The organism is Streptomyces sp. NPDC050759, assembly GCF_044456945.1.
In the GTDB taxonomy this organism is placed as follows: domain Bacteria; phylum Actinomycetota; class Actinomycetes; order Streptomycetales; family Streptomycetaceae; genus Streptomyces.
Genome location: NZ_JBITGI010000003.1, coordinates 44683 through 61493, shown reverse-complemented (window position 1 = coordinate 61493; position 16811 = coordinate 44683). Strand labels below are relative to the sequence as shown.

The 16811-nt window shown below is 70.2% G+C and carries 13 protein-coding genes; 7 read left to right on the top strand and 6 right to left on the bottom strand.

Translation table 11 applies throughout. The features are described 5' to 3' along the window. Positions 1–5 precede the first annotated feature (5 nt). Genes ACIBJB_RS10180 through ACIBJB_RS10170 form a run of 3 tightly spaced genes read right to left on the bottom strand, consistent with a single transcriptional unit; the run spans position 6 to position 3563 of the window. Complete coding sequence (locus ACIBJB_RS10180; RefSeq protein ID WP_398928578.1) at positions 6–1016, bottom strand: ABC transporter permease; 1011 nt, start codon at positions 1014–1016, stop codon at positions 6–8. Next, positions 1009–2049 (bottom strand): ABC transporter permease, encoded by a 1041-nt coding sequence (locus ACIBJB_RS10175; protein ID WP_398928576.1) that lies wholly within the window; start codon positions 2047–2049, stop codon positions 1009–1011. The genes ACIBJB_RS10180 and ACIBJB_RS10175 overlap by 8 nt, the downstream gene beginning before the upstream one ends. Next, positions 2046–3563 carry a sugar ABC transporter ATP-binding protein gene (locus ACIBJB_RS10170; RefSeq protein ID WP_398928574.1) on the bottom strand — a complete coding sequence of 506 codons (1518 nt, stop codon included), beginning with the start codon at positions 3561–3563 and terminating at the stop codon, positions 2046–2048. Before ACIBJB_RS10170 ends, ACIBJB_RS10175 begins: the two co-directional genes overlap by 4 nt. Before the next feature lie 275 nt (positions 3564–3838). Here ACIBJB_RS10170 and rhaI point away from each other — a divergent pair, with 275 nt between their 5' ends. The 6 genes from rhaI to ACIBJB_RS10140 all read left to right on the top strand — a co-directional run bounded on the left by rhaI (position 3839) and on the right by ACIBJB_RS10140 (position 11565). Then, positions 3839–4999 carry an L-rhamnose isomerase gene (rhaI, locus tag ACIBJB_RS10165; protein WP_398928571.1) on the top strand — a complete coding sequence of 387 codons (1161 nt, stop codon included), beginning with the start codon at positions 3839–3841 and terminating at the stop codon, positions 4997–4999. A 138-nt stretch (positions 5000–5137) separates the two neighbouring features. After that, positions 5138–7177, top strand: a complete 2040-nt coding sequence (locus ACIBJB_RS10160) for a bifunctional aldolase/short-chain dehydrogenase (RefSeq protein ID WP_398928569.1) — start codon at positions 5138–5140, stop codon at positions 7175–7177. Next, positions 7174–8610 carry a rhamnulokinase family protein gene (locus ACIBJB_RS10155; protein WP_398928567.1) on the top strand — a complete coding sequence of 479 codons (1437 nt, stop codon included), beginning with the start codon at positions 7174–7176 and terminating at the stop codon, positions 8608–8610. The genes ACIBJB_RS10160 and ACIBJB_RS10155 overlap by 4 nt, the downstream gene beginning before the upstream one ends. Positions 8611–8681: 71 nt before the next feature. Then, positions 8682–9437 (top strand): (Fe-S)-binding protein, encoded by a 756-nt coding sequence (locus ACIBJB_RS10150; RefSeq protein ID WP_398928565.1) that lies wholly within the window; start codon positions 8682–8684, stop codon positions 9435–9437. Continuing rightward, a complete protein-coding gene (locus ACIBJB_RS10145; RefSeq protein WP_398928563.1) occupies positions 9434–10912 on the top strand; it encodes a LutB/LldF family L-lactate oxidation iron-sulfur protein in 1479 nt (492 codons plus the stop codon). The genes ACIBJB_RS10150 and ACIBJB_RS10145 overlap by 4 nt, the downstream gene beginning before the upstream one ends. Continuing rightward, positions 10909–11565: a lactate utilization protein C gene (locus ACIBJB_RS10140; RefSeq protein WP_398928561.1), complete on the top strand. Its 657-nt coding sequence runs from the start codon at positions 10909–10911 to the stop codon at positions 11563–11565. Before ACIBJB_RS10145 ends, ACIBJB_RS10140 begins: the two co-directional genes overlap by 4 nt. Here ACIBJB_RS10140 and ACIBJB_RS10135 read toward each other — a convergent pair. The 3 genes from ACIBJB_RS10135 to ACIBJB_RS10125 are packed head-to-tail and all read right to left on the bottom strand — an operon-like array spanning position 11538 to position 15883. Continuing rightward, entirely contained in the window at positions 11538–14528 is a 2991-nt protein-coding gene (locus tag ACIBJB_RS10135) for a family 78 glycoside hydrolase catalytic domain (RefSeq protein WP_398928559.1), read from the bottom strand. The two genes, ACIBJB_RS10140 and ACIBJB_RS10135, sit on opposite strands and share 28 nt — an antisense overlap. A 60-nt stretch (positions 14529–14588) precedes the next feature. Beyond that, the gene (locus ACIBJB_RS10130; protein ID WP_398928557.1) at positions 14589–15182 is read right to left on the bottom strand and encodes a hypothetical protein; all 594 of its coding nucleotides are present in this window, start codon (positions 15180–15182) and stop codon (positions 14589–14591) included. A 56-nt stretch (positions 15183–15238) separates the two neighbouring features. Further along, on the bottom strand, positions 15239–15883 hold the full coding sequence (locus ACIBJB_RS10125) for a hypothetical protein (protein WP_398928555.1): 645 nt from the start codon (positions 15881–15883) through the stop codon (positions 15239–15241). A 142-nt stretch (positions 15884–16025) separates the two neighbouring features. On the opposite strand from ACIBJB_RS10125, the gene ACIBJB_RS10120 reads away from it, so the two are divergent. Next, positions 16026–16811 carry an ABC transporter ATP-binding protein gene (locus ACIBJB_RS10120; RefSeq protein WP_398928552.1) on the top strand — a complete coding sequence of 262 codons (786 nt, stop codon included), beginning with the start codon at positions 16026–16028 and terminating at the stop codon, positions 16809–16811.

Sequence of the window (16811 nt, the reverse complement as noted above, 5' to 3'; positions counted from 1 at the left end):
CGGACCTATGCGGCCGGTGTGGGCGCCTTGGACGCCGGTGTCGAGGCGGCTCGGCGGCCGGCCCTCGCAACCGAGATCTGCCGTGCGACCCGCGGGCCGAGCACGGAGAGGACGAGCAGAACGCCCGTGACGACGATCTGGGACTGGGCGGAGACGTCCTGGAGGCTCATCACGTTCTGCAGCGCGCCGAGCAGGAAGACTCCCGCGATCGCACCGCCGAGCGTGCCCTTGCCTCCGTCGAAGTCGATGCCGCCCAGCAACACGGCTGCCACTACGGAGAGTTCGAGTCCCGTGGCGTTGTCGTAGCGGGCGCTGGCGTAGTGCAGTGCCCAGAAGATGCCGGTGAGGGAGGCCATCAGGCCCGTCACCGTGAACAGGATCAGCTTCTGGCGCTTGACCCGGATGCCGGCGAAACGCGCCGCCTCCTCGCTCGCGCCGGTCGCGAACACCGACCGCCCGAACGGCGTGGCGTGCAGGACGACCACGGCGATCGCGAGCAGGACCAGGAAGGGCAGGAAGGCCTGCGGGATGAACGTGTCCCCGACCCGGCCCGCCGCGAAGTCCAGGTACTGCGTGGGGAAGTCGGTCACCGCGTCGGAGCCGAGCACGATCTGCGCGATGCCCCGGTACGCGGCGAGGGTGCCGATGGTGACGGCGAGGGACGGCAGGCCCAGCCGGGTGACCAGCAGGCCGTTGACCAGCCCGCATACCACTCCGAGGACCAGGCAGATCGGGATGATCACCTCGATCGTCATGCCCTGGTTCCACAGGGCGCCCATGACCGCGCCGGACAGACCGGCGGTGGAGGCGACGGAGAGGTCGATCTCGCCGGAGACCACGAGCATGGTCATCGGCAGGGCGATCAGTGCGATCGGCAGGGTGTTGCCGATCAGGAACGACAGGTTCAGCGCGTTGCCGAAGCCGTCGACGGTGCCGAAGGACAGCAGCAGGACAACGATCAGGAGCGTGCCCACGACCGTGTCCCAGCGGATCGCGCGGCTGAGGGACTCAGGCATGGCGGGCGTTCCTCTTCTTCAGGGCGGAGGCCACGCGCAGCGCGACGATCCGGTCGACCGCGATGGCGAGGATGAGCAGGATGCCGTTGATGGCGAGCACCCAGACCGAGCTGACGCCGAGGGCGGGCAGCACGCTGTTGATGGAGGTCAGCAGGAGGGCGCCGAGGGCCGCGCCGTAGACGCTGCCGGAGCCGCCGGTGAAGACGACACCGCCGACCACGACCGCGCTGACGACGGTCAGTTCGTAGCCGGTGCCGGTCCCGGAGTCGACGTTGCCGAACCGGGCCAGATACATCGCGCCGGCGAGACCGGCGAGGCCTCCACAGAAGGTGTACGCGGCCAGGATCCGTTTGCGCACCGGGATGCCGGCGAGCCGTGCGGCCTCGGGGTTGGAGCCGAGCGCGTACAGTTCGCGTCCGCTGCCGAAGTGCTTGAGGTAGTAGGCGGTGGCGATGAGCACCGCGAGCGCGATCAGGGCCAGCCAGGGCACGGCGGAGATGCCGCCGGAGCCGAAGTTGACGAAGCTGTCCGGGAGGTCGGCCGCCGTGATCTGGCGGGAACCGACCCAGATCGAGTCGATGCCCCGGATGATGTAGAGCGTGCCCAGGGTGACCACGAGCGCGGGCACCTGACCGAGGCTGACGAGGAGGCCGTTGAGCAGGCCGAAGCCGATGCCGAACAGGACCGCGAGCCCGATCGCCACGACGGGGTTCCCGCCGCCCTGGAGGTAGTTGCCGGCGGCGAAGGCGCTGATCCCGAGGGTGGAGCCGACCGAGAGGTCGACGTTCCTCGTGATGACCACCAGCGACTGCCCGGTGGCGACGAGGACCAGGATGGTGGCGTTCAGCAGCAGGTCCTTGATGCCCTGCTCGGTGAGGAAGTCGCTGTTCCCGATCTGGGTGATGACGATCATCACCAGGAAGACGAGCAGGATGGCGAGTTCGCGCATCTTGAAGACGCGGTCGACGAGCCGGGTGGCACCGGCCTTCGGCACCTCGGCGGGAGGGGCCTGCTGGGGGGTGGTGACCGTCATGCGGCGGCCCTCCCGGTGGCTGCGGCCATCACGGTTTCCTCGGTGGCGTCGGAGCGCGGGATCTCGGCGGTGAGGCGGCCCTCGTGCATCACGAGCACGCGGTCGGCCATGCCGAGGATCTCGGGCAGGTCGGAGGAGATCATCAGGATGGCCACCCCGTCGGCGGCCAGTTCGCTGAGCAGCCGGTGCACCTCGGCCTTGGTGCCGACGTCGATGCCGCGGGTCGGCTCGTCGACGATGAGCACCTTGGGGCCGGTGGCCAGCCACTTGGCGAGGACGACCTTCTGCTGGTTGCCGCCCGACAGGGTGTTGACGGTGTCGGCGATCCGGGCGTACTTCACCTGGAGCTTGACGGCCCAGTCGAGTGAACGGCTGCGTTCGGCGCCGCGGTCCATGAGGCCCGCCTTGACGGTCGTACGGAGTCCGGTGAGGCCGATGTTGCGCTCGATGGACATGTCCATCACGAGGCCCTGGGCGCGCCGGTCCTCGGGGACCAGGGCGAGTCCGGCGGCCATCGCGGTGGACGGGGCGCCGTTGACCAGGGCCTTGCCGTCCACGGAGACCTCGCCGGCGTCCCAGCGGTCGATGCCGAACACGGCTCGGGCGACTTCGGTACGGCCCGCTCCGACGAGGCCCGCGAGGCCGACGATCTCGCCCTGCCTGACCTCGAAGGAGACGTCGGTGAAGACGCCCTCCCGGGTCAGCCGGCTCACCGTGAGCGCGACCTCGCCGGGACGTACGTCCTGCTTGGGGTACAGCTCGTCGAGGTCGCGGCCGACCATACGGCGGACGAGATCGTCCTCGGTCATGCCCTCGATCGGCTCGCTGGCGATCCAGGCGCCGTCGCGCAGGGTGGTGACCCGCTGGCAGATCCGGAAGATCTCCTCGAGGCGGTGCGAGATGAACAGGACGGCGGCGCCCTGCTCGCGCAGGGTCTTGACGACGCCGAAGAGGCGGGCCACCTCGCTGCCGGTGAGGGCGGCGGTCGGCTCGTCCATGATCAGGACCCGGGCCTCGAAGGACAGCGCCTTGGCGATCTCGACGATCTGCTGGTCGGCGATGGACAGGCCGCGCGCCGGGCGGTCGGGGTCGAGCTCGACCCCGAGACGCTGCATCAGCGCCAGGGTCGCGGCGTGCGTGGCCTTGTGGTCGATCCGGCCGAGCGCGCGCCGGGGCTGGCGGCCCATGAAGATGTTCTCGGCGATCGACAGGTCGGGGAAGAGCGTGGGCTCCTGGTAGATCACGGCGATACCGGCGTCGCGGGCGTCACCGGGACCGTGGAAGAGGACCGGCTCGCCGTCGAGCACTACCTGGCCGGTGTCCGGCCGGTGCACTCCCGCGAGGGTCTTGATGAGGGTCGACTTGCCCGCGCCGTTCTCGCCGGCGAGAGCGTGTACCTCCCCGGGAAACAGCTCCAGGGAGACGTCCCGCAGGGCGCGAACCGCGCCGAAGGACTTCGAAATGTCCCTGAGCGCGAGAACCGGGGCCGGACCCGTGGTGGACGGGTGGGTCATTGGGGGCTCCTCGACGACGCCGGCGGGACGACCCTTACGGCGTCGTGAAAGGTTTCAACTTGGTTGCCGGGACGTTAGGCATGGAGCGCATGTCACGTCAATGGGTTCGTGTCGAAAATGTTTCGATGGACTCAGGTCACAGCCGGGTCACGGGCAACAGCCTTGGTCGCAGGGGTTGACACTCCTTCGAGGCCGCCATACTTTCGCGTCTTGAATCGTTTCACAGTGAAGCTGTTCGCAAGCCCTTCGGACCCGACGTCACAGGAGCCCTCAAAGTGACCGAGCTCGCCGCGGTGAAGGCCGCTCTCAAGACCCAGGCAGTCGAGACGCCGTCGTGGGCGTACGGGAACTCCGGAACCCGCTTCAAGGTCTTCGCCCAGCAGGGGGTACCGCGTACTCCGCAGGAGAAGCTGGAGGACGCGGCGCAGGTACACGCGTTCACCGGGGTGGCCCCGACCGTCGCCCTGCACATCCCCTGGGACAAGGTCGAGGACTACGCGGCACTGGCGAAGTTCGCCGAGGAGCGGGGCGTGAAGCTGGGGGCCATCAACTCCAACACGTTCCAGGACGACGACTACAAGCTGGGCAGCATCTGCCATCCGGACGCCTCGGTGCGCCGGAAGGCGCTGGACCACCTGCTGGAGTGCGTCGACATCATGGACGCGACCGGGTCCCAGGACCTGAAGCTGTGGTTCGCCGACGGCACGAACTATCCCGGTCAGGACGATCTGCGGGCTCGCCAGGACCGGCTGGCCGAAGGTCTCTCCGAGGTGTACGACCGTCTGGGTGACGGGCAGCGGATGCTGCTCGAGTACAAGTTCTTCGAGCCGGCCTTCTACGCGACGGACGTGCCGGACTGGGGGACGGCGTACGCGCACTGTCTGAAGCTCGGTCCCAAGGCGCAGGTCGTCGTCGACACCGGGCACCACGCTCCCGGCACCAACATCGAGTTCATCGTCGCCACGCTGCTGCGGGAGGGGAAGCTCGGCGGGTTCGACTTCAACTCGCGGTTCTACGCCGACGACGACCTCATGGTGGGGGCGGCTGATCCGTTCCAGCTGTTCCGGATCATGTACGAGGTCATCCGTGGCGGGGGGTTCACGCCCGACGTCGCCTTCATGCTCGACCAGTGCCACAACATCGAGGCGAAGATTCCGGCGATCATCCGGTCGGTGATGAACGTGCAGGAAGCGACGGCGAAGGCGCTGCTGGTCGACCGGGACGCTCTTGCGGTGGCTCAGCGGGAGGGGGATGTTCTTGAGGCGAATGCCGTGCTGATGGATGCGTACAACACCGACGTGCGGCCGCTGCTTGCCGAGGTGCGGGAAGAGATGGGCTTGGACGCCAACCCGATTGCTGCGTACAAGCGGTCCGGATGGGCCGAGAAGATCGTGTCTGAGCGGGTTGGTGGAGAACAGGCTGGTTGGGGAGCGTAAGCGTCTGCCGATTTCCGTCGTATGCGGGGTGCGGGTCCGTTGTGGCTGGTCGCGCCCACGCGGCGGAGCCGCACATTGATGCAGCCCCGCGCCCCTAGGTAGGAAAACTTCCCCTCTCTCCAGAAGGAACCGAACGTCATGGCTACCCACCCCGAAGCCGCCGCTCTCCTTGCCCGGTCCCGTCGGCTTGGCTCCGATGCCCGTAATACCAACTACGCCGGCGGCAACGCGTCCGCCAAGGGCACCTCCGTCGATCCCGTCACCGGGGGTGATGTGGAGTTGATGTGGGTCAAGGGGTCCGGGGGTGACCTCGGGACGCTGACCGAGGCGGGGCTGGCCGTGTTGCGGCTGGACCGGATGCGGGCGCTCGTCGATGTGTACCCGGGGGTCGAGCGCGAGGACGAGATGGTCGCCGCGTTCGACTACTGCCTGCATGGGAAGGGTGGGGCGGCTCCGTCCATCGACACCGCCATGCACGGGCTGGTCGAGGCCGCCCATGTCGATCATCTGCACCCGGACTCCGGTATCGCGCTCGCCTGCGCTGCCGACGGGGAGAAGCTGACCGCCGAGTGTTTCGGCGACACCGTCGCCTGGGTGCCGTGGCGGCGGCCCGGGTTCCAGCTGGGGCTGGACATCGCCGCCATCAAGGAGGCCAACCCGCAGGCGATCGGGGTCGTGCTCGGTGGGCACGGGATCACCGCCTGGGGTGACACCGCCGAGGAGTGCGAGCGGAACTCGCTGCACATCATCCGCACGGCGGAGGCGTTTCTCGCCGAGCGGGGGAAGCCGGAGCCTTTCGGTCCGGTGATCGACGGCTACGCGGCCCTGGAGCCCTCGGAGCGGCGCGCACGGGCCGCCGCTCTCGCTCCGCACGTCCGTGCCCTCGCCTCCCAGGACAAGCCGCAGGTCGGGCACTTCAACGACTCGGAGCCGGTGCTCGAATTCCTGGCCCGCGCCGAGCACCCCCGGCTCGCCGCGCTCGGGACCTCCTGCCCCGATCACTTCCTGCGGACCAAGGTGCGGCCGCTCGTCCTGGATCTGCCGCCGACGGCTCCGCTGGAGGAGGCCGTCGCGCGGCTCGAGGAACTGCACGTCGAGTACCGGGACGAGTACGCCGCCTACTACCAGCGGCACGCCCTGCCCGACTCCCCCGCCATGCGCGGCGCCGACCCGGCGATCGTGCTCATCCCCGGTGTCGGCATGTTCTCCTTCGGCAAGGACAAGCAGACCGCCCGGGTCGCGGGTGAGTTCTACGTCAACGCGATCAACGTGATGCGGGGCGCCGAGGCCGTCTCCTCCTACGCCCCCATCGAGGAGTCCGAGAAGTTCCGCATCGAGTACTGGGCGCTGGAGGAGGCGAAGCTTCAGCGGATGCCGAAGCCCAAGCCGCTCGCCACCCGGGTCGCGCTCGTGACGGGTGCCGGCAGCGGGATCGGCAAGGCCATCGCGCAGCGCCTGGTCGCCGAGGGCGCGTGTGTCGTGGTCGCGGACCTCAACACGGAGAACGCGGAAAGCGTCGCCGAGGAGCTCGGCGGGCCCGACAAGGCCGTCGCCGTGACCGTCGACGTCACCTCCGAGGAGCAGATCGCCGAGTCGTTCCGGGCCGCGGTACTGGCCTTCGGCGGCGTGGACCTCGTGGTCAACAACGCCGGCATCTCCATCTCCAAGCCGCTCCTGGAGACCTCCGCCAAGGACTGGGACCTCCAGCACGACATCATGGCCCGCGGTTCCTTCCTGGTGTCGCGGGAGGCCGCCCGGGTGATGATCGCGCAGAAGCTGGGCGGCGACATCGTTTACATCGCCTCCAAGAACGCCGTCTTCGCCGGGCCCAACAACATCGCCTACTCCGCCACCAAGGCCGACCAGGCCCACCAGGTGCGGCTGCTGGCCGCCGAGCTGGGCGAGCACGGCATCCGCGTCAACGGTGTCAACCCCGATGGTGTGGTGCGCGGCTCCGGCATCTTCGCCGGTGGGTGGGGCGCCAAGCGGGCCGCCGTGTACGGCGTGGAGGAGGAGAAGCTCGGCGAGTTCTACGCCCAGCGGACCATCCTCAAGCGCGAGGTGCTCCCCGAGCATGTCGCCAATGCCGTCTTCGCCCTCACCGGTGGGGAGTTGACCCACACCACCGGGCTGCACGTCCCGGTCGACGCCGGCGTCGCGGCCGCCTTCCTGCGATGAGCGCGTCCGTGAAGTCGTACGCCGCGGTCGACCTCGGCGCGTCCAGCGGGCGTGTCATGGTCGGCCGCGTCGGCCCCGACAGCCTGGAGCTGTCCGAGGCACACCGGTTCGTGAACCGTCCGGTCCGGGTCCCCGAGGGCCTGCGCTGGGACATCCTCTCGCTGTACGGCGGTGTCCTGGACGGGCTCAGGGCCGCCGGGCAGATCGACTCCGTCGGCATCGACAGCTGGGCCGTGGACTACGGGCTGCTGGACGCCGACGGGGCGCTGCTCGGCAACCCGGTGCACTACCGGGACTCCCGTACCGAAGGGGTCGCGCAGAAGGTGTGGGCGACCGTGCCCGCGCCGGAGCTCTATGCGGCGACCGGGCTCCAGTACGCGCCGTTCAACACGCTGTACCAGCTCGTGGCGGACCGACTCATGGGCGCACAGCGCCTGTTGCTCATCCCCGATCTGCTCGCCTACTGGCTGACCGGCGAGCAGGGCACCGAGCTGACCAACGCCTCGACCACCCAGCTGATCGATCCCCGGACGCGGGCGTGGTCGTACGACATCGCCGAGCGGGTCGGGATCGAGCTGGAGCTCTTCGCGCCGCTGCGGCAGCCGGGTGATCCGGCCGGGCTGCTGCGGCCCGAGGTGCTGGAGGAGACCGGACTGCGCGGGCCCGTGCCCGTGACGGCCGTCGGCTCGCACGACACCGCCTCCGCGGTGGCCGCCGTGCCCGCGTCCGGCGAGCGGTTCGCCTACATCTGCACCGGCACCTGGTCCCTCGCGGGCCTCGAGCTCGACGCTCCGGTGCTGACCGAGGAGAGCCGGGCCGCCAACTTCACCAATGAGCTGGGGCTGGACGGCACGGTCCGGTACTTGCGGAACATCATGGGGCTGTGGCTGCTCCAGGAGTGCGTACGGGCCTGGGGCGACCCGGACCTCGGCGAACTGTTGCTGGACGCGGCCAAGGTGCCGGCGCTGCGGTCGGTCGTGGACGCCGGGGACGCGATGTTCCTCGCGCCGGGCCGGATGCCGGAGCGGATCGCCGAGGCATGCCGTGCCTCGGGGCAGCCGGTGCCCGTCTCCCCCGCCGAGGTCACGCGGTGCATCCTCGACTCCCTCGCGCTGGCCCACCGCAAGGCCGTCGACGAGGCGCAGCGGCTGGCCGGCCATCCCGTGGACGTCGTGCACGTCGTCGGGGGCGGAACGCGCAACGCCCTGCTGTGCCAGCTGACCGCCGACGCCTGCGGGCTGCCGGTGGTGGCGGGGCCGACCGAGGCCGCCGCGCTCGGCAACGTCCTGGTGCAGGCCCGGGCCCACGGACTCGTGCGTGACCTCGCGGGCGGGCGCGAGCTGCTCACCCGTACGCAGCCGCTCACGCGGTACGAGCCGCAGGGTGACTCCGCGCGCTGGCGCGAGGCGCAGGCCCGGCTCGCCCGGGACTGACCGGGGTCTCCCCCGGGCTCGCACCCCGGACTACGCTTCACTCATCCGATGATCGACCACAAGGAGCCGCGATGCGTGTCGCCCTGTTCCTGACCTGTGTCAACGACACGCTCTATCCGGACACCGGGCGCGCCGTGGTGAAACTGCTGAACAGGCTGGGCGTCGACGTCGACTTCCCGATGTCCCAGACCTGCTGCGGGCAGGCGCACTACAACACCGGCTACCGGCATGAGGCGGAACCGCTGGCCCGGCATTTCTCCGATGTCTTCCGGGACTACGAGGCGATCGTGACGCCGTCCGGATCGTGCGGGGCGATGGTGCGGGAGCTGTATCCGCGGATGGGTGAGCGGGCCCGGGCCGAGGGGCGCGGGGAGAGCCTCGCGGCCGTGCTGGCGCCCGTGGTGCCCAAGACGTACGAGCTCACGGAGTTCCTGGTGGACGTGCTGGGGGTGACGGATGTCGGGGCGTACTACCCGCACACGGTGACGTACCACCCGACGTGTCACGGGCTGCGGAGCCTCGGGCTCGGTGACCGGCCCCGGCGGCTGCTCCAGGCGGTGAAGGGGCTGGAGCTGGCCGAACTGCCGGGCGCCGACGAGTGTTGCGGCTTCGGCGGGACCTTCGCGGTGAAGAACGCCGATGTCTCGGCGGCGATGGGCGCGGACAAGGTGCGCAACGCCGAGTCGACGGGCGCGGAGGTGCTGTGCGCCGCCGACAACTCGTGCCTGATGCACATCGGGGGCACGATGGGCCGGTTGGAGTCGGGCATGCGGCCGGTGCACATCGCCGAGATCCTGGCGAGCACGGAGGAGGAACCGGCCGTATGAGCGGAACGTTCGTAGGAATGCCGGCCTTCCCGAAGGCCGCCCACGAAGCCGTCAACAACCAGACCCTGCGCGGCAATCTGCGCCACGCCACGCACACCATCCGCGCCAAGCGGGAGAAGGCCGTCGCCGAGGTCTCCGACTGGGCGGAGCTGCGCGAGGCGGGCAAGCAGATCAAGGACCACACGCTGCGTCATCTCGACCGCTATCTCGTGCAGTTGGAGGAGTCGGTCACGGCGGCGGGCGGCACCGTCCACTGGGCCGCCGACGCCGACGAGGCCAACGAGATCGTGACCAAGCTCGTCAAGATGACCGGCGAGTCGGAGGTCGTCAAGGTCAAGTCGATGGCCACGCAGGAGATCGGGCTCAACGAGGCTCTGGAGGCCGAGGGCATCCGGGCCTACGAGACCGATCTCGCCGAGCTGATCGTGCAGTTGGGCAAGGACCGGCCCTCGCACATCCTGGTCCCGGCCATCCACCGCAACCGGGGCGAGATCCGGGACATCTTCCAGCGCGAGATGAGCGAGTGGGGCCGCCCGGCCCCCGAGGGCCTCACCGACACGCCCGCCGAACTGGCGGAGGCCGCCCGGCTGCACCTGCGGGAGAAGTTCCTGCGCGCCAAGGTCGGCATCTCCGGCGCCAACTTCATGGTCGCCGACACCGGCACTCTGGTGGTCGTGGAGTCCGAGGGCAACGGACGGATGTGTCTGACCCTGCCCGAGACGCTGATCTCGGTCGTCGGCATCGAGAAGATCGTGCCGAGCTGGCAGGACCTGGAGGTCTTCCTCCAGACGCTCCCCCGTTCCTCGACCGCCGAGCGCATGAACCCCTACACGTCCACGTGGACCGGCACCACCGACGAGGACGGCCCGCAGAACTTCCATCTGGTGCTCCTCGACAACGGCCGCTCCGACACCCTCGCCGACGAGGTCGGCCGCCAGGCCCTGCGCTGCATCCGCTGCTCGGCGTGCCTGAACGTCTGCCCGGTGTACGAGCGGGCCGGCGGACACGCCTACGGCTCGGTCTACCCGGGCCCGATCGGCGCGATCCTCAGCCCCCAACTCCGGGGTACGGCAAGCGAGATCGACGCCTCGCTGCCGTATGCGTCGAGTCTCTGCGGGGCCTGCTACGAGGTCTGTCCGGTCGCCATCGACATCCCGGAGGTGCTGGTGCATCTGCGGGAGCGGGTCGTGGAGGGCGGGCCGGTGGTCCGCGAGGGCAACAAGGTGGTGCTGAAGCCCGCCAAGGGACACGCGGCCGAGCGGGCGGCGATGCGGGCGGCCCGCTGGGCGTTCTCCCACCCTGGCGCCCTGCGCACCGGACAGCGGCTGGCCTCGCGCACCCGGCGCCTGCATCCGCGCAGTCTGCCGGGTCCCGGCAAGGCATGGAGCGGCACCCGGGATCTGCCCGCCGTGCCCGCGGAACCCTTCCGCGACTGGTGGCAGCGCACAGGCGGCGGCAAGGAGGGCGGCAAGTGAGCAGCAGGGAACGAATCCTGGGCCGGGTGCGGCGCGCGCTGGCCGATGCCCCGAGCGAGGACACCCCGATCGAGCGCGCGTATCTGCGCGAGCACGGCGACCGGAGCGTCGAGGAGACGGTGGAACTGCTGGCCGAGAACCTCGCGGACTACCGGGCGATCGTGCACCGCTGCACGGCGGCCGACCTGCCGGCGACGCTAGCCGGGATGCTGGCGGCACGGGGCGCGAAGACGGTCCTCGTACCGTCGGGGCTGGAGCCGTCATGGCTGGCGGAGGCCGGTACCGAGCAGGTTCCGGATCAGGTCGAGAGCACGCCGGACGAACTGGACCGGGTCGACAGTGTGGTCACGGCGTGCGCGGTGGCTGTCGCCGAGACCGGCACCATCGTGCTGGACGGGGGCCCGGACCAGGGCCGCCGCCGCATCACCCTCGTCCCGGACCATCACATCTGTGTCGTACGGGTCCCGGACCAGGTCGTCTCCTCGGTGCCGCAGGCCCTCGAACGCCTCGACCCGGCACGCCCGTTGACATGGATCTCGGGTCCCTCGGCGACCAGTGACATCGAACTGGACCGGGTCGAGGGGGTGCACGGTCCGCGCACCCTCGAGGTGGTACTGGTGGACACTCAGGCGAGCGCGGAGGTCAACTCGTAGCGTCCGGAGGGTAGTTCGAAGGACGCTGTGCCGTCCTCGAAGCCCAGGTAGGTCACCCCCTTGACGCGTGACAGGGGTGTGCGGCTCTCACGCACGGAGTCGGGGTCGCACGTGGGGATGCGCAGGGTCGCGGTGCTGTTGGCGGGAACCGCGACCCGGTGCCTGAACTCGCTCTCCCACACCGCCCATTCGCTGACGATCTCGCCGTAGGGCGACCGGTGCGAGCCGGAGACCCGGGTGATCCTGCCGGTCGGGTCGAGGTGGGGCCGCAGGAAGAAGTGCTTGAAGCCGGGGTGGGCCGGGTCCTTGGCGATGCCGGCCATGCTCTCGTACATCCACTCCATGATCGCGCCGTAGGCGTAGTGGTTGAACGAGTTCATCTCGACCGGCCCGAAGCCTTCCTCCTTCGCGTACGAGTTCCAGCGCTCCCAGACCGTCGTCGCGCCGTTCTTCACCGAGTACAGCCAGGACGGCATCGCGTCCTGGTGCAACAGCTCGTACGCCAGCTCCGCCTGGCCCTCCTCGGTGAGGACGGGGGCCAGGACGTTCACGCCGAGGAAGCCGACGGAGAGGGTGTTCTCGGCGTGTCCGACACGGGTGCTGTCGGGGTGGGCGGCCTTGTAGGCGGCGTCGTTGCGGATGTTCCGGACGAGGAGCTCGACGAGGGCGCGCCGCTGGGCCTCGGTGTCGTACAGGCCGAGTTTGAGGACCCAGAGCAGCGCGGTCTGGCTGTCGTCCTCCGTCTGGGTGGGACTGTCTCCCGGGGTCCACGGCGGCGGGGAGCCGAGGCTGGACCGCACGGTGAGGCGGCCGTCCTCGGTGCTCAGGTACGTGGTGATGAACGCCCGCTTGATGTGGGAGAAGAGTTCCTCGTAGGCGTGGGCCTCGGCGGTGCGGCCGGTGGCGCGCGCCATGTCCGCCATGAGCCGGGCGCTGTAGCCGTAGTAGACGTCGCTGATGAGCTGGGTGCTGGTCACCTGGAAGGCCAGCCAGTCGCCGAAGATCGCGCCCTGCCCGGCGTAGGTGTCGCCGGTGCGCGCGCGGATCCAGTCCATGTAGGCCGTCATCGCGTCCCAGCTGCGGTCGATGATGGTGGTGTCACCGCTCATCTGCCACACGGTCCAGGGGACGACGACTCCACAGTCCGCCCAACCGCTCGCCGGGACCGGCTCGTTGAAGCGGGCTCCGGGCGCGATCCAGGTGAACTGGGCACCGTCCGCGCCATAGGTGCGCTGCGAGTCGATCAGGATGTCCTGGAAGTGGCTCAGGAAGGCGACCGCATCGGCGTTGTAGAGGCCCGAGTGGGCGAAGACCTGGGTGTCGCCGGTCCAGCCGCAGCGTTCGTCGCGTTGCGGGCAGTCGGTGGGTACCCAGAGGTAGTTGCCGCGCTGGCCCCAACGGACGTTGCTGATCAGCCGGTTGACGTCGGCGTCGTCCGTCTCGACGGTGCCGATGTCGTGGAGGGCGGAGGTGGCGACCCTGCCGGTCAGTTCGGTGAGGGTGACGGTGGCGGTCGTGGTGACGGAGACGTAGCGGAAGCCGTAGAAGGTCAGGGAGTCCTGGTGGGTCTCGCCCTTCGGGTCGCCCTTGAGGATGTACGTGCTGGTGGCTTCGGCGGTACGGAGGTTGGCCCGGTAGACGGACCCCTCCGGGCCGTCCGCGCCCGCGCCGGCGTCGTTGAGCATCTCCCCCGGTGCGAAGGCCACTTCGGCGCCCTCGGGGCCGCGGAGGGTGTAGCGGGGGACGCCGACCAGGTTCTGGCCGAGGTCGATCACGGCGGTGTCGCCGGGGTGCAGGGTGGTGTGGGTGGTGGCGGCCCGGGTGGGATCGGTGACCGTGCGGGCGGGGTCGGGGACGAATGCGCCGCCGCCGGTGTAGACGGTGATCGACCGCGGCCTGCGGTCCCATTGGGGCATCAGCCGGGCCGACTCGCCGGGGTAGGCGACCAGCCGGGACTCGGGGAACCGGGTGGGGAAGTCGTGCTCCTCGACGCCGGACCAGGCGGAGGCGTCGAAGCCGTTCGCGGTCCAGCCGGGCAGTTCCCTGCGGGCGTCGTAGGTCTGGCCGTCGTAGATGTCGTCGGCGCGGTAGGGGCCGGTGTCCGTGGCCCTCCAGTCGTCGCCGGGCGCGGTCACGACGGTCTGGGTCGAGCCGTCCTCGTAACGGATCAGGAGCTTGGCCTTGAGGGCGAGGCGGTTGCCGTCCTCCGAGCGGTAGACGCTGTTGGCGGAGACGCGGCCGTTGAACCAGCCATTGCCCAGCACCGCCGCGAGGGTGACCTGCTGCTCCCCCACCACCGGACCCGTCACGTCGTAGGTGAAGTAGCTGACGGTGGTGCCGTAGTTGGTCCAGCCCGGGGTGAGCAGTTCGTGGGTGGTGGCGCCGTCCTGGGGCACGGTGACCCGGCGGCCGTTGACGTAGGCGTCGTACACGCCGAGCGCGGAGACGTAGAGCCGGGCCTCGCGCACCCGGCCGGCTTTCAGGGCCGTCTGCCTTCTCAGGAGCGGCGAGCCCGCGCTGTTCGGCGCCTTGCCCGCCATGCTGATCCACTTCGCGCCGTCCCAGCCGGTCACACCGTCGGTGCCGAGCAGGCCGGTCTCGAAGCGCGCGGTCGGGGCCTCGGGGAGCCTGCGGCCGTTCTCGTCCCAGATCTGGACCGTCCAGTGGTAGCGGGTCGAGGCGTGCAGCCCGGGGCCCGCGTAGCGCACGGCCACCGAGTCCGCCGAGTCGACCCTGCCGCTGTCCCAGACGTCCGCGCGTCCTTCGGCCAGTCGGTCGGGGGTGGACGCGACCAGGAGGCGGTACGCCGTCTGACGCCGGCCACGGACCCGGGACGTGGTGCGCCAGCCGAATCTCGGGCGGGCCGCGTCCACGCCGAGCGGATTGGTGCGGTGCTCCACCGTGAGGCCCTCGACGGCGGTGCGGTCGGCGGCCGGGTTGGTGCTGTCGACTCCGTCGGTCATGCCGTTGTCCCTTCGGCTGCTCGGAGGTGTCTCTGCTTCTGCTGCACAGCCGGGGTGACGTCAGCAGTAGACGATCGGACACCCGCGCCGCAGCGAGTGCTGGGCGGCGCGCAGATACAGCGCCGCGTAGAACGCCGCGTCGAGGTCCTCGCTCCATGGTCCGGGCCGGGCGGCCGCGACCCGCTTGGCCTCGCCGTCGAGGAACCACGTGGTGAGGTCGAGGTTGTCGCAGGCTTCGGGTATCTCGTCGAGGGGCAGGCGGACGGCCTCGGCCAGTTGTCGCGCGAGGTCGAGGATCTGCGGGGCTCCGGCGATCACCGTGGTGTCCGAGTAGGAGGACTCGACGGGCAGTTCGACCTCTACGTCGAGCGACACCGGCACCAGCACCGACCAGTCGAGGAGGGCCTCCGGCTCGGAGGGCGCCAGGTGGTCACGCGCCAGCCGCAGGAAGCCGTCCATGGAGGGCACGAGCTTCTCCTCGAACTGCAGACCCGACCCACGGACGAACTCCGTGTCCTCGGGCACGGACTCGTACGGCGGCAGCCCCCGGCGGCGCAGTTCCTCGTTCAGCCCCGCGGCGACGGCCCCCCGGCCCTCCTCCTCGTCCGCGTCGAACCACTCGCGCGCACCCACGCTCACCAGATAGATCCCCATGCCCGGAAACGTACAGCGCCCCACTGACAACGCAGGCCCCCGCAGGCGTTCGCGGGTCACGGTGCGGTCAGCAGGAGCGTCGGCAGGGTGTCCTCCAGGATCCGCTCGCGGGGCAGGGTGAGGCCGAAGTGCTGCTGGATGACCTGCAGGCAGGCCCGGTGCACGGCACGGCGGTCCAGGTCGTCGTCGGGCAGTCCGGCGGCGGTGAGCCGTTCCTGGACTGCGGCGGCCACCTCGGGGTCGCCCTCGGGGCTGCCGTGCGCCCAACTGCCGTCGAGGTGCAGGTTGAATGTGCACATCAGGTCCCCGTCGTGGCGGTAGGTGAAGCGCGGGGGCACGGGCTTGCCGTTCTCCTCCTCGTACTCCAGGTGGAAGACATGCAGCCCGCCCCGGTCGACCGGTCGGCCCCCGGAGCCGAACTCGCCTTGCCAGCCGCCGTACTTGATGACGTAGGACCATTCGTCGAGCTCGCCGTGGCGCAGGGCGATGCCCTGGCGGACTTCTCCGTAGAGGCCTTCCAGCAGGTCCTGCACCTGGCGGCCGGTGAGTTCTCCGATGGGGCGGGGTTTCAAGGGCCTGCTTGCGGTCTCGGCGATCCGTCGCGCCAGCGATTCCGACTCGAGGTCGGGGGCGATCACCACGCTGTAGCCGCCGTAGGCGATGGACTGGGGCTCGGCGAGCCAGGCTGTTCCGTCGGTCATGACGATCAACCCTGCCGTATCCGCGCGGGGGGTGTCACTGAGTACACCCCGGAAGACGGGTTCTGCGCCCCATGTGCCCCGGCCCGCGGCTCCGTAGTTTCTTCAGCAAGGCACACGGCGTGCCGGACGAAGGGGGACGACGATGTTTCGCACAGGCTCACGACGCACGCACGACACGGGACCCGCCGCAGAGGCGCTGCGGCTGGTGAAGGTCACCAGGACCTACGGCACCGACGACAGTGCCGTGACCGCCCTGGACGGGGTCACGCTGAGCCTCGCCCGGGGCACGTTCACCGCGGTGATGGGGCCGTCGGGGTCCGGCAAGTCCACGCTGCTGCAGTGTGCGGCCGGTCTCGACCGGCCGGACAGCGGGATCGTGCGGGTGGACGGCACGGAGCTGACGGGCGGTGGCGAGGCGGAGCTGACCAGGTTCCGGCGCGGGCGGGTCGGGTTCGTGTTCCAGCAGTACAACCTGCTGGAGACGCTGACGGTCGCGCAGAACACGGTGCTGCCGCTGAAGCTCGCGGGCCGGAAGGTCGACCGGAGGAGGGCGGAGCAGGTCCTCACCTCCGTCGGGCTCGGCGACCGGCTGGGCCATCGTCCCGACCAGCTCTCCGGCGGTCAGAAGCAGCGGGTCGCGATCGCCCGGGCACTGGTCACGGACCCTCGGGTGATCTTCGCGGACGAGCCGACGGGCGCCCTGGACACCCGTAGCGCGCGGGATGTGCTGCGGCTGCTCCAGGAGGCGGTGCAGGTGCACGGCCGGACCGTGGTGATGGTGACGCACGACCCGGTCGCCGCCTCCTACGCCGACTCCGTGGTGTTCCTGGCGGACGGCCGGCTCGCGGGCCGGATGGACGCACCGACACCGGACGCGGTGGCCGAGCGCCTCGCGCACCTGGGCGACGACGTGACGGCGGGGGTGTGA